Origin of the sequence: Sphingobium sp. B11D3D (assembly GCF_025961755.1) — a bacterium.
In the GTDB taxonomy this organism is placed as follows: Bacteria; Pseudomonadota; Alphaproteobacteria; order Sphingomonadales; family Sphingomonadaceae; genus Sphingobium.
The window spans coordinates 77,093-90,308 of sequence record NZ_JAOQOG010000001.1 but is presented as its reverse complement, the minus strand read 5'-3'; the positions used below and the strand labels follow the sequence as shown (position 1 = coordinate 90,308).

The 13,216-nt window shown below is 66.5% G+C and carries 12 protein-coding genes; 9 read left to right on the top strand and 3 right to left on the bottom strand.

The genetic code is table 11. The annotated features are described in order from the left end of the window. The first annotated feature begins 81 nt into the window (after positions 1-81). The 9 genes from M2334_RS00460 (at position 82) to M2334_RS00420 (ending at position 10,649) form a co-directional block, all read left to right on the top strand. A complete protein-coding gene (locus tag M2334_RS00460) occupies positions 82-249 on the top strand; it encodes a hypothetical protein (RefSeq protein ID WP_264577787.1) in 168 nt (55 codons plus the stop codon). 103 nt (positions 250-352) lie between these two features. Then, positions 353-1,159, top strand: a complete 807-nt coding sequence (locus M2334_RS00455) for a CerR family C-terminal domain-containing protein (protein ID WP_264604541.1) — start codon at positions 353-355, stop codon at positions 1,157-1,159. 4 nt (positions 1,160-1,163) lie between these two features. Continuing rightward, positions 1,164-2,168 (top strand): HlyD family efflux transporter periplasmic adaptor subunit, encoded by a 1,005-nt coding sequence (locus tag M2334_RS00450; protein ID WP_264593509.1) that lies wholly within the window; start codon positions 1,164-1,166, stop codon positions 2,166-2,168. Positions 2,169-2,217: 49 nt separating this feature from the next. Further along, the gene (locus M2334_RS00445) at positions 2,218-3,972 is read left to right on the top strand and encodes an ATP-binding cassette domain-containing protein (RefSeq protein WP_264593508.1); all 1,755 of its coding nucleotides are present in this window, start codon (positions 2,218-2,220) and stop codon (positions 3,970-3,972) included. Further along, entirely contained in the window at positions 3,969-5,153 is a 1,185-nt protein-coding gene (locus M2334_RS00440) for an ABC transporter permease (protein WP_264593507.1), read from the top strand. Before M2334_RS00445 ends, M2334_RS00440 begins: the two co-directional genes overlap by 4 nt. Continuing rightward, positions 5,153-6,265 (top strand): ABC transporter permease, encoded by a 1,113-nt coding sequence (locus M2334_RS00435; RefSeq protein ID WP_264604540.1) that lies wholly within the window; start codon positions 5,153-5,155, stop codon positions 6,263-6,265. The genes M2334_RS00440 and M2334_RS00435 overlap by 1 nt, the downstream gene beginning before the upstream one ends. A 5-nt stretch (positions 6,266-6,270) precedes the next feature. Further along, positions 6,271-7,722, top strand: a complete 1,452-nt coding sequence (locus tag M2334_RS00430) for an efflux transporter outer membrane subunit (RefSeq protein WP_264593505.1) — start codon at positions 6,271-6,273, stop codon at positions 7,720-7,722. A gap of 426 nt (positions 7,723-8,148) precedes the next feature. After that, positions 8,149-9,666 (top strand): chromosomal replication initiator protein DnaA, encoded by a 1,518-nt coding sequence (gene dnaA / locus M2334_RS00425; RefSeq protein ID WP_264604539.1) that lies wholly within the window; start codon positions 8,149-8,151, stop codon positions 9,664-9,666. A 380-nt stretch (positions 9,667-10,046) separates the two neighbouring features. Continuing rightward, positions 10,047-10,649, top strand: coding sequence for a murein L,D-transpeptidase catalytic domain family protein (locus M2334_RS00420; protein ID WP_264604538.1), 603 nt, complete (start codon positions 10,047-10,049; stop codon positions 10,647-10,649). 33 nt (positions 10,650-10,682) lie between these two features. Here the strand turns inward: M2334_RS00420 and M2334_RS00415 are convergent, their stop codons facing one another. The 3 genes from M2334_RS00415 to M2334_RS00405 are packed head-to-tail and all read right to left on the bottom strand — an operon-like array spanning position 10,683 to position 13,172. Next, positions 10,683-11,879, bottom strand: coding sequence for a L,D-transpeptidase family protein (locus M2334_RS00415; RefSeq protein WP_264604537.1), 1,197 nt, complete (start codon positions 11,877-11,879; stop codon positions 10,683-10,685). Between the two features lie 30 nt (positions 11,880-11,909). Continuing rightward, positions 11,910-12,884 (bottom strand): TauD/TfdA family dioxygenase, encoded by a 975-nt coding sequence (locus tag M2334_RS00410; protein WP_264604536.1) that lies wholly within the window; start codon positions 12,882-12,884, stop codon positions 11,910-11,912. A gap of 57 nt (positions 12,885-12,941) precedes the next feature. Then, entirely contained in the window at positions 12,942-13,172 is a 231-nt protein-coding gene (locus M2334_RS00405) for a zinc-finger domain-containing protein (RefSeq protein ID WP_181561563.1), read from the bottom strand. Positions 13,173-13,216 lie beyond the last annotated feature (44 nt).

The window sequence follows — 13,216 nt, the reverse complement described above, 5'->3', positions numbered from 1 at the left end:
GCAAGGCCGCGCCTATGGCCTTACCGTCTAGCCTTGTCAAGGCGACTTGCAGCGTAAAAGCCGGATTCGTAAAGCAGGAACATGAGTACCCCGCCCTCCGACCGCCAACGCCGGCTCGCCGAAGCGCTGCGGGCCAATCTGCGCCGCCGCAAGGGGCAGGCCCGTGCCAAGACGGATGCGCCGGATTCAAAGGCCACGCTGGATCAACCTGTCGAGGGGCGCGAGGAGGAGGCTCCTACGGATCGCTAGGGCGTCACAGCGGTTCAACCTAGCCTTCCGGATGGTTACTCTCACCATTTGACATTGTTCGTTCGATCGAACAAATATCCTTCATGCGGTCTCCATCGTCATTGTGCTGGTCATCGTTGAACGCCACTCGACGAAGGATGTCGAGATCGAGCGGTTCAGGGACGTGCCACCAGCACGTCCGCCACGCCATGACGGGCAAAGAAAAATGCATGAGGCCGTAACCCGCACGCGCAAGAAAGCGCTCGCGACGGATATCGGGGCCGCATCCGTGGACACGGAAAGCCCTGCAAGAAGCGATCTTCCGTTGCAGATTATCGAGGCAGCTCTTGAGCAATTCGGCCGCTTCGGCTTCGATGGGGCAAGCACGCGCGAAATTGCCCGCGCCAGCGGGACGGCGATGTCCTCGATCACCTATCACTTCGGCTCCAAGGAAGGGCTCTACCTCGCCTGCGCCGACCATATCGCCTCCGTCGTGGGGAGTATCTACGCGCCGCTGATCGCCATCATCGAGAAGCAGCCACCGCAGACGCCCGCGCAGGCCCGCACACAGATGCTGGCGCTGCTGGAGACGCTGGCGCGCTTCCTGCTCTCGTCGCGCTCGGCGACCTTTGCGCAGTTCGTGGCCCGCGAGCAGCAGCACCCGACCGAGGCCTTCACGCGCCTCTACGATGGATTGATAGGGCCGCTGGTGGAGACCGCGATTCTTCTCTCCGCGGTCGCACGGCCCTCGCTCGCGGAAGCGGAGCGCCGCCCGCTGATCCTCCATATCATGGGCATGGCGCTGATTTTGCGCCTCGGCCGCGCCTGCGTGGTGCGGACCATGCAAGTGCCCGATCTCGATTCCGCCACGGGCGAGGCGCTGGTCGCCAGCCTGCTCAAGTCCGCCGAAACCCTGCTCACCGAGGAATGACGCCATGACCCGCCAGCGCCTGATCGTGCTCATCATCGTCACCGTCCTGCTGATCGCTGCCGTGAGCACGCGCGGCTTCGGGCTGCTGGGGCGGGATGACGGGCCTCTGACGCTCTATGGCAATGTCGACATTCGGGAAGTGGATCTCGGCTTCCGGGTCGGCGGACGGATCGCGCAGATCCCGGTCGAGGAAGGCCAGCGGGTCAAGCAGGGCATGCTGCTGGCCGAGCTGGACCGGGCCTCCATCGATAGCGCCGTCGCCCAGTCCGATGCGCGCGTGGCGCAGGCTCGCGCGGAACTGCTCAAGCTCCAGCGCGGCAGTCGGCCGGAAGATGTCGCTCAGGCGCAGGCTCGCTTTGCGGCAGCGCAGGCGGCGGCGCGCGATGCCCAGCGCGACTATGAACGCCGGCAGCCGCTGGTCGCCCCGGGCGCAATCAGCCGCGATGTGTGGGAATCGACCGTCGCCATGCGCGATCGCGCTAATGCCCAGCTCGCTGAAGCGCAGGCGGCGCTGACCCTGGTGCGCACCGGCGCGCGGCGTGAAGATATCGAGGCGGCGCGCGCGGCGCTGCAGGCGGCCGAGGCCGCGCGAAAGGGCGTCGGCACCGATCTCGACGACGCGCACCTGCTCGCCAGCGTGGATGGCGTGGTGGTCACGCGCGCGCGCGAACCCGGCGCGATCGTGGCGCCGGGCGAAACCGTCTTCACGCTGGCCATCGATCGCCCGGTGCGCGTGCGGGCCTATGTCGCGGAGAACCAGCTCAGCCGGATAGCGCCGGGCATGACGGTCACGATCACGGCGGACGGCAATCCCAAATCCTATTCCGGCATCATCGGCTATATTTCGCCGCGCGCGGAATTCACCCCCAAGACGGTGGAGACGAGCGACCTGCGCACCGACTTGGTCTATCGCTTGCGGATCGTCGTGGATCATCCGGACGGCAAGCTGCGGCAGGGCCAGCCGGTGAGCGTCTCCATCGCCGATGCCGCTCCTGTAGCGAAGCGCTGACCATGCGCGGGACGTCGCCATCGCGACGGAATAACGGCGGTAGGCCGATATGAGTGACCTCGCGCCTGTTGCTGGCGATGGCCAGCCGGTCGCGACGGCGATGGGGATCGTGAAAGCGTTCGGCGATACACGCGCGCTCGGCGGGGTCGATCTGGTTGTGGTGCCGGGCAAGGTCACCGGGCTGGTGGGGCCGGATGGCGCCGGCAAGACAACGTTGATTCGCGTGCTGGCCGGGCTGATGCGGGCGGACGAGGGCACCGTTTCCATTCTCGGCGCGCCGCCTGCCGACCGCCTTGATTCGATCGGCTACATGCCGCAGCGCTTCGGCCTCTATGAAGACCTGACCGTGCGCGAGAATCTCGTTCTTTATGCCGAGATGCGGGGTCTGCCGCGCGATGCGCAGGAGAGCGTCTTTAAGCGCCTCCTCGAATTCACCGACCTTGCCCGCTTTCAGGCGCGCCCGGCCGGCAAGCTCTCGGGCGGCATGAAGCAGAAGCTGGGTCTGGCTTGCGCGCTGGTGAGCACGCCGCCATTGTTGTTGCTCGACGAGCCGGGCGTGGGCGTCGATCCGATCAGCCGCCGCGAGCTGTGGGCCATGGTTGCCGAGCTTACCAAGGAGGGCATCGGCGTGCTCTGGTCCACCGCCTATCTCGATGAAGCCGAGATGTGCGACACGGTGTATCTGCTGAGCGAGGGGCGGACGCTGTTCACGGGTCCGCCGGCCACGCTGACCGATGCGATCAGCGACCGCGTGATCCGGGTCACCGGCTTTGCCGAGCGCCGGCGGCAGGCGCTCACCCGCGCGCTCGACCGGCCGGACGTGATCGACGGCACCTTGCAGGGCCGCGCGATCCGCCTGCTCATCGGCGAGGGCCATCCGGTGCCGGATGCCGATGCGCTCGATATGGGGCCGGAAACGCAGGTGTCTCGGGCGCCCGCGCGCTTCGAGGACGGGTTCATCGAGCGGCTGGGGGGCGGGCCGGAGGGGACCAGCGCGCTGGCGGCGGCCTATCGCGACATTCCCGCCAGCGACGCACCCGCCATCGAAGCCAGGGGGCTGACCAAAAGATTCGGCGACTTCACGGCGGCGCGTGATGTGAGCTTCACGGTTCCGCGTGGCCGGATTTTCGGCCTGCTGGGGCCAAATGGTGCTGGCAAATCGACCACGTTCAAGATGCTGTGTGGCCTGCTCACGCCGAGTGAGGGCAGCGGATCGGTGGCCGGGCACGATTTGCGCCGGGCCGCCGCACAGGCCCGCGGATCGCTGGGCTATATGGCGCAGAAATTCTCGCTCTATGGCGATCTGTCGGTCGCCCAGAATCTCGATTTCTTCGCCGGGGCTTATGATCTGGCTGGCGCACAGGCGCGCGCGGCGATCGAGCGTGTGACGGACATTTTCGAGCTCGGCGGCAACCTCAAGCGCAATGCCGGGACGCTGCCGCTCGGCTTCAAGCAGCGCCTCGCTCTGGCCTGCGCGGTGATGCACGAGCCGCCGGTGCTGTTCCTCGATGAGCCGACATCCGGTGTCGATCCGGTGATGCGCCGCGAGTTCTGGACGCATATCAACGGACTCGTCCGGCGCGGCGTCACGGTACTGGTCACCACCCATTTCATGGACGAGGCCGAATATTGCGACGATGTGACGCTCATCTATCGCGCGCGGCAGATCGCCAGCGGCCCGCCCGACTCGCTCAAGGCGAAAGCTGGCGAACTGACCGGCAAGGATGATCCCACGATGGAGGACGCGTTCATCGCCCTCATTGAGGCGTCCGACGCCGACAGGGACGCGGAGGCCGCGGCATGAGTGGGACCGATCCCGACCCGACGCTGGCGCAGGTGGAGGCGAGTGCCGGCGCCATGGCAGGCTCTTCGCACCGCCGGCTGCTGGCGCTGATCGTCAAGGAATATGCCCAAATCCGGCGCGACCCTTCGACCTTCCTCATCGCCTTTGCGATGCCGCTGCTGCTGCTCTTCCTCTTTGGCTATGCGATTTCTCTCGATCCGCGCGACACCAAGATCGCGCTGGTGGTGCAGGATGACAGCGCGCCGGCCGCGCGGCTGGCGCAGGCCTATGCCCATTCGCCCTATTTCCAGGTCACCCCGCTCAATGCCGTGCTGCCCGCCCGCGCGCTGATGCAGCAGGGGGCGATTCGCGGCTTCGTCGTCATTCCGCCCGATTTCGGCCGGGCCATGGCCCAGGGAACACCGCAGCCGATCCAGATTGTCACCGATGGCACTCAGCCCAATCAGGCGAACTTCGTCGCCAGCTATGCCGAGGGGGTGCGCCAGACATGGATGGCCGACGAGCAGGGGATGCGCCTCGGGCGCCGGGCTGCGCCGCCCATCGATGTCTCCCAGCGCATGTGGTTCAATCCGGGCCTGCAGAGCCGCTATTTCCTCGTGCCCGGCGCCATCGCCATCGTGATGACGATGATCGGGACGCTGTTGACCGCGCTGGTCGTCGCGCGTGAATGGGAGCGCGGCACCATGGAGGCGCTGCTGGCCACGCCGATGCGGATGACCGAGTTCATTCTCTCCAAGGTGCTGCCCTATTTCCTGCTCGGCATGGTCTCCATGGCGCTGTGCACGGTGATCGCCGTGACCACCTTCGGGCTGCCCTTCCACGGGTCGATCTTCGCCCTGTTCGCCATCGCTGCCGCCTTTCTGCTGCCGGCGCTGGGGCTGGGGCTGTTCATCTCGGCGACGACGCGCAACCAGTTCGTGGCCAGTCAGGTGGCGTTGCTCGCCTCCTTCCTGCCGACCTTCCTGCTCTCCGGCTTCATCTTCGAGATCGGGTCGATGCCCTGGCCGATCCAGGCGCTGACCTATGCCGTGCCGGCGCGCTACCTCATTCCCGCGCTGCAAACCGTGTTCATGGCCGGGGACATCTGGGCGATCATCCTGCCCAACATCCTGATCATGCTGGGCTTTGGCCTCCTGTTCTTCATCCTGTGCTTCCGCGCCACGCGGCGGAGCCTTGACTGATGGCCGCCCGGTTCACCCGCCTGCGCGCGATGATCGTCAAGGAGATCTGGGCGCTGCTGCGCGATCCCAAGTCGCGCATCGTGCTTGTGCTGCCGCCGCTGATTCAGTTGCTGATCTTCACCTTCGCCACCACGCTGGACGTCAAGAATGTCGACATCGGCCTCGTCGATCGTTCCGGCGGCGCCCATGCGCAGGAATTGCTCCAGCGCATCGAGGGCAGTCCGCGCTTTCGGGACGTCATCGTGCTGCCCTCCATGGCGGCGATGGAAGAGGCGATCGACGAGCAGAAGGTGCTGGCGGCGCTCGTCATCCAGGAGGATTTCGATCAGCGCCTCGCGCGTGGGCAGAGCGCCGCGCTGGGCCTGGTGCTGGACGGCCGCCGGTCCAATGCTGCGCAGATCGTCGCGGGCTATGTGAGCCAGATCGCGGCGGGCTATGGGGCGGAACTGGCGCCGATCAGTGCGCGCATGGCCGGCGGCAGCGCGGTGACGCATTGGTACAATCCCAGCCTCGATTATATGTGGTTCACCCTGCCGGGACTGGTGGCGCTGATCATCTCGATAGCCGGCATCGCCATCACCTCGCAGGCGGTGGCGCGCGAGCGGGAACTTGGGACGTTCGATCAGCTGATGGTCTCGCCCATGCGGGTACATGAGATCCTCATCGGCATGATGGTGCCGCCGCTCTTGGTCGGCATGGTCAACGGCGTCTTGTTTCTGGTGGTGGCGCAGGTGGCGTTCGGGGTGCCTTTCACCGGCTCCTTCCTGCTCTTCCTCATTGCGATGCTGTTCTACCAGCTTGCTCTCATCGGCCTGGGTCTGCTCGTTTCGGCCATGTCGATGACGCAGCAGCAGGCGTTTCTCGGCTCGTTCATCGTCACCGTGCCGCTCATCCTGCTCTCCGGCTATGCCGCGCCGATCGAGAACATGCCGGACTGGTTGCAGATCATTACGCACGCCGATCCTGTCCGCTATTTCCTCATCATCGTGCAGGGCCTGTTCTTGAAGGCCATGCCCGCCGCCGTCGTGTTCCATCAACTCTGGCCGCTTGGCATCATAGCCCTCGTCTCTCTGAGTGCGGCGGCCTGGCTGTTCCGTGCCCGAATGGAGTGAAGTCCATGCGTGTTACCCCTCTCCCTCCGCTCGCCGGCGCTGCGCTGGTACCGCTGCTGCTCTCCGCCTGTGCGCTCGGTCCCGCCTATGCGCCGCCGCAGACCCAACTGGCGGATCGCTGGCTGGGCGAGGCTGGGACGGGCGCTGTGAAGGCCGAGCGGTGGTGGGAGCAGTTGCACGATCCCATGCTAAACGGACTGGTCGAGCAGATGCTGGCCGGCAATCCCGATCTGCGCGAGGCACAGGCGCGGGTCGCGGAGGCGCGGGCGAATCGCGATGCCGTGCGCGGCGGGCGCCTGCCGCAGGTGACGACGAGCGCCAGCGGCAATCAGGTGGTGCTGAGCGAGAATGGCCAGATGCCGGTGGGCCAGATCCCGGGCTTCGCGCGGGACTTCCCGCTGTTCGATGTCGGCTTCGACGCCAGTTGGGAACTTGATCTGTGGGGCCGGCAGGCGCGCCAGAGTGAGGCCGCGCAGGCGCGTAGCGAGGCGGCGGCGCTCTCGGCGCAAGCGGCGCGGATGCAGCTCATCGCGGAGCTGGCCCGGGCCTATGTCGGTCTGCGGCAGGCGCAGGCGGATCTTGCGGTCGCGCAGGACATACTGGCCGCGCGCACGCAGCTTGCCGATCTGGCGGGGCTGCTGGAGCGTGCTGGCGAAGCCAATGCCATCGATGCGGGCCGCGCGCGGGGCGAGGCCGAGACCGCCCGGCTGGCGGTAACGCAGGCGCAGGCCGGCGTGCGGAGCGCAGCGGTGCAGGTAGCGCGGCTCGTCGGCAAGGAACCCGCGGCGCTGGTCCCGCAACTGGAGCAGCCGGGCGCCATTCCCGCGCCGCCGCCGGCCATTGCGGCGGGCCTGCCGTCCGAGCTGTTGCGGCGTCGGCCGGATATTCTCGGCGCCGAGCGGGAGCTGGCTGCAGCCACGGCCGACATCGGCGCGGCGCGGGCCGATCTGTTTCCGCGCCTGTCGCTCAGCCTGGCTGTCGGCCAGCAGGCCCGCGCGATCGGCGATCTGGTGAGCGGGGACAGCACCCGGCTGCAGGGCGGGGGCGGCCTGTTCTGGCCGCTGTTTAACGGCGGGCGGGCGCGGGCGATGGTGCGTGCGGCCGATGCGCGCGCGCAGGCAGCCGTGGCCCGCTATGATGGCGCCGTGGTCGGCGCGCTGGCGGACAGTGAAGACTCGATCAATCGATTCGACCGCAGCGTGGAGGGGCTCACCGCTGCACGCGAGACGCTGGCGCGGGAAGAGGCTGCCTATGCGCTGGTGTCCCGCCGCCAGGCCGCTGGCGAGGACGACCGGCTCGCGCTGGCGCGGGCCGCCCTGGCGCGCCAGTCCGCGATGCAGCAGCTGAACCGCGCGCAGGCGGGGGCGGTCCAGGCTGCGATTGCACTCCACAAGGCATTGGGCGGTGGCTGGACGTCCGAGTCGCAGGCCTCGATGGAACCCGATGGAGCGCGCTGAGCGAGCCGCGTGAGAACAAGAAGAGGACAAGCGCAAATGGTGTCCGAACGGTTAAACTTTCGGGGTGCAGGAGCGCCGCGACCTGATCTTCGGAATCCCAACGATTCGCAGCGGGCGCAGCAAATTCCGGCTTCCCGATGCCTAAAAAATATACTAGATATCAGTGCCTTATCTGTTTAACCGTCCTTCCGGTCGGGATTCCGTGGTCAAGCATTTTATTTCAGATTTTTGACAGAGGGCGTGCTTGATCGGGGGGGCGAGCACTGCCACAACTTCCCCTCGGCGGGGCTCGAATCGTAGCCACGTCATACAGCGGTCTGAGTTGAACACTGGACGTGGGAGGGGCACTCCCGCGAGGGATTTTCGCGTCCAGCGTCTGACAGCAGATCACCTGCGAGGAGTAGGACGATCGGGGATCGGGAAGACATGGGGCAACACGTGAATCAGCAACATTTCAGCAGCGTTGCCGACGGCATCGGGCCAGCCGACATCGGCGAGCAGCCCGAGCGCGAGGCGCTGGAACAGGCATGGACGGAGATCCGCGCGGGGCTGCGCAGGGCCGTCGGGGTTCGCCTGTTCGATCAATGGATTCGGTCGTTGCGGCTGGGCAGCTTCTGCGCCCAGTCCGGCACGCTCGATATCGAGGCGCCGTCGGAATTCGCGGCGAGCTATGTTTCCAGCAATTTCGCCACCCGTATTGCTCTGGCCTGGCGCACGACGCCCGTCGGCGTGCGTGACCTGCGCATCGTCCGCGCCAGCGAGGCGCCTGAAACGGTGCCGGTCACTCCGCGCGGCTTCCGCCCGCAAGAGAGCACGGCGCGTCCGGGCCAGTCCACGCGGGCGCTCGCGTCCTCGCAGGACGCATCGACCAACCGGGAGTCGGCGGGGCGGCGCGCTGCGCAACGCTTCGAGCCGCGTCACGATTTCGCCGGCTTCATGACGGACGAGAGCAATGTGCTGGCGGCGTCGGCTGCCAAGGCCATGGCCGGCGCGACCCGCCCGGCCTTCAATCCGCTGTTCATCCATGGCCCGACCGGCTTTGGCAAAACCCACCTGCTCCACGCCATTGCGCAGGCCTATGGCGAGACGCTTGGCGGCACCACCGGTGCGTCGGTGCGGGAGGGGGCGATTCTCTATATGTCGGCCGAGCGGTTCATGAACGAGTTCGTGGCCGCGATTCGCGCCAACGACACCTTCTCGTTCAAGGCCCGGCTGCGCGAAGCGCGGATGCTGCTGATCGACGACATCCAGTTCATCGCCGGCAAGGGGCCGACACAGGAGGAATTCCTCCACACGCTCAACGATCTCATCGATGCCGGCGCGCGGATCGCGATCGCCGCCGATCGTCCGCCCCAGCAGCTTGGTTCGGTGGATCCGCGCATCCTGTCCCGCTTGGCGGGCGGGCTGGTCGCCGACATTCAGCCTGCGGGCCTTGAGCTGCGCATGAAAATTCTGGAAGCGCGGCGCGAAGCAGTGGCGGATATCGCCGTGCCGGACGACGTCATCGCCCTGCTCGCCGGGGCCATCCGCACCAGCATTCGGGAGTTGGAGGGCGCCTTTAATAAGCTGGTGGCTTATGCCCAGCTCGTCGACAAGGCGATCACCACCGAATTGGCGCAGTCGATGCTGGCCGAATCGCTGCGCGCGAGCCACCGGCGCATCACCATCGATGAGATCCAGAAGCTGTGCGCGGCCCATTACCGGATCGACCAGTCCGAAATGCGCTCACAGCGTCGCGCGCGTGCCGTTGCCCGGCCGCGTCAGGTGGCGATGTATCTGGCCAAGAAGCTCACGCCGCGCTCGCTGCCAGAAATCGGTCGCGTGTTCGGTGGACGGGACCACAGCACGGTGATCCACGCCGTGAAAACCATCGAGGCGATGCGTCTCGACAATCCCGAGATGGATGCGGATATCCGCACGCTGCAGAAGCAGCTCGAGGGCTGAAGGGGTGAAGAGGCGGGCTGGGTGCGGTGTGCATCCGGCTCGGCTGGTCACGGGCCGCCGCCAGCCGAGATAATCATGTCCCGCGTCGGCCCGTTTGAGGCGATCAAATGCTCTCCACCCACCCACTACGTGCTCCTGCGAAGGCAGGAGCCCAGGGCGGTTTAGGCGGTCCCATGCGCCCTAGGCTCCTGCCTTCGCAGGCGCACAGGTTGGTCAGATCCCGGGGTTTTCTTCCCCAACGCGCGGCCAGCGAAACGCACGATGTACCGCACGGGCCTTGGCAAATGGAGGCTCTTCCCCTATTTTCCGATCTATCGAAGCCTCCGTGGGGACGGGATGCGGGGCGCGTTGCAATCATCGATTGATCGAAAAGAGCCGTCATGTCCTTAGTGCATCGCCGTCAGTTTCTTACGCTCGCTGGAGCGGCCGCATCGGCTGCTCTGGTGCCTGCCAGTGTGCGCGCCGCCGTGCGCACGCCGCCGCAATGGGCCAAGCTCGTTGCCAAGGCGGAAGCGGCCATGGACCAATATAGCGTCAAGTTGCGCGACCGGTTCGTCGTCGTGGACTTCTCGCTGCCCTCGGCGGCCGCGCGGATGCTGCTGGTCGATCGTGAGAGCGGCCTTCACCGGCTCCTCACCGTCGCACACGGGCGCGGGTCCGATCCGGCGCATAGCGGCTTCCTGCATAGCTTCAGCAATGCGCCCGGCTCCAACGCCAGCTCGCGCGGGGCCTATCTTACCGGCGCTCATTATACCGGCCAGCATGGCCGCTCGCAGCGGCTGATCGGGCTGGAGACGAGCAACGACAATGCCGAATCGCGCGCCATCGTGATTCACGGGGCCTGGTACAGCAATGACGACATGGTGAAGCGCCTCGGCAAGCTGGGGCGCAGCGAGGGCTGCTTTGCCGTCAGCGAAACGCAGATCAACCCCTTGCTCGACTGGCTCGGCCCCGGCCGGATGCTCTACGCCGACAAGGTGTAAGGCGCCGCCACTGCCGAGCGTGTTACGGGGCGCCTAGCCGGCCAGACATCCCATGCTGGAGAGTTGCCGGGTTGCGGCGAGGCTGCCGGCGCCGAGGGCCGCGGCAATATCGCTATCCAGCCCATAGACATCGTCGAACCTGTTGAGCCGACCCTTCGCATCGGCGCGCGCGGTCATGTAGACGATGTAGACCGGAATCGGGGCGGACAACCTGGCCGTCACGGTGGTTCCGGCGGCGACCGCAGCGTCGATTCGCGCTCGCGTCCAGTCCGTGCCGGTGAGCATTTCCACGGCGAGGTCGAACGGTTGCTCCGTGCGGACGCAGCCATGGCTGAAGGTGCGCTCTTCTTTCTCGAACAGGCTCTTGCTCGGCGTATCGTGCAGGAAGATGGCGAGCGGGTTGGGCATGTCGATCTTCATCTGCCCCAGCGCATTGCCCGGCCCAGGCTGCTGCACGACCTGCAGGCTGCCGCCCTGCTGGGTCCAGCTATAGCCCCGCGCGCGGGCCGTCGCCGGTCGGGAGCGGATGAGCGCGCCGACGCTCTCGCGGACGATCGATTGCGGCACGGTCCATGTGGGGTTGAGGATGACGCCTGTGGCGGTGGTGGTGAATTGCGGGGTTGGCGTGCCGGGTTTGCCCACGATCACCCGGTGCGTGGCCAGCACGGCACCGCGATCGACCAGTTGTGCCACATATTCCGGCACGTTCACAATCAGATAGCGCGGACCCAAGTTGCGGGGCAGCCAGCGCCAGCGTTCGAGATTGGCGCGCAGCCTGGCGCGGTCTGCGGCTGCATCGGCGGGCAGGCTCAGCAGTGCGGCGCGGAGTCTGCGATAATCGGGATGGGCAGGGGCCAGCCGGTCCAGTTCGGCAGCGACATCGCCGTTGCTCAGCGCACGGTCGATCAGGGCGAGCACCGCGTCCGGGCTGAGATTGGGGGTGCGGAAATAGGAGAGGCGGCGCTGGTCGGCAGGCACCCGGCCATTGGCGAGGTCGCGGGCCATCAGGGCAAAGCTGCGGGTGGCGGCGATGTCCAGGCCGCGCTGGTCTCCAGCGCCAAGTGCAGTGGTGAGCCGGTCCAGCTCATAATCGCGCGGATCGAGGCCGTGCGAGTCGATCTTCCGGCCATAATCGAGCAGCGTGGTAGCCGCCGGTTGGGACCAGGGCGTGCTGGCCTGCGCGGGCATCGCGATGAGAAAACACAGAAGAGCGAGCAAGATACGAGGCATGGGCCGTCCTCCCAAGATGATCGGTCCCTCCTAGGCCGGCACCGCAACCCCGCCATGATATGCATCAATCTCCGCCGTGAGGCTGCGCATGGCGGGATGAATTGGCCGTCCGTTCGGGATGTTTAGCCACAGGCGCAGCAGCAGGCGGCGCGCATCGGGCGTGTCATGGAATTGCTGGCGCGAGTGCAGCACGAGGAAATTGTGCCAGAAGAACATCTCGCCGGGCTGCAGCACGAAATCGGCGCGGACATCGGGCCGCAGCGCGATCTCATCGAACAGGGCAAGCGCCTCGCGGAACGCAGCCGGCAGCTTCTCCGGCTCGCGGCCATGGCGCAGGAACACGCGGTTGTTGAACCCGCTCGTCTTGCCATCCAATGTCCAGAAGAAAGGCAGCGCCTCTTCGTGAGGCTGCGGCCGCTGCGGCCAGTCGATATAATGGCCGTCGTAGAGACAGGCGAGAAGATCGGGTCGCTCGCGGGCCATGATGTTGTGGATGGCGAGCAGGCTGACAGCACCACTCTCGCCGCCCTGCGCCGAGGCACGAAGGCCGTAGAGCGAGAGGACTTCGTGAAAATCGGTATGGGAGCGCAGTTCCAGATCGGACGTGTAGCCGCGCGGCGGCCCGCCCTCTTCCTTCTGGACATGGGCGATATGGTCGCCACGTGGGCTTTGCACGACGCCGGTGCCGATATGGGTGCCAAGCCCCCAATAGAGCCGCTCATGATCTGCCAGATCATAACGGCCCGCATCGATCCCGGAGAGAATGACCGCGCCGCAGCCATGGAAAAGCTGCCAGCGTGCTGCCTTCATCAGCGCGTCGATTTCAGGGCAGGAGAAATCCTCGCGCGGGAGGTCCTGCGCGACTCGGCCGCGCACGCGGAGCACGGCGCGATCGATAGCGTCGCGTTGCGCAGGGGAAAGCCGATGGGTGAAGCCTTCGCGTCCACCGATTTCGGCACTGGTCCAGACAGCGGGATCGTCGACCGGCACGGGATGCAATGGCATGGGCGGTCGATCCTCTCCGTTGATGGCCCGGTCTTCGCCGGGTGGGGCGTCAGCCGTTCAGAGGCTGGCGCCGGACGAAATGTCTGGCTTGTTCACAATGTCCGGGGTGTCGGCCGGGCCACCCGCCAGCACGAAGCGCCTGTCGCAATAGCCGCAATCGACATAGCCATGCTCGTCGATCTCCAGAAAGATGCGCGGATGCCCCAGCGCAGCGGGGATGCCGTGGCCCGAGCCATCGCAGGAGACTCGGCGAGCATGAACGTGAATGATTTCAGGCGGCGTGTGCATGAGGTTGGCGGTTAGCATCCCCGCCGCCAGCGGGCAATATGGAG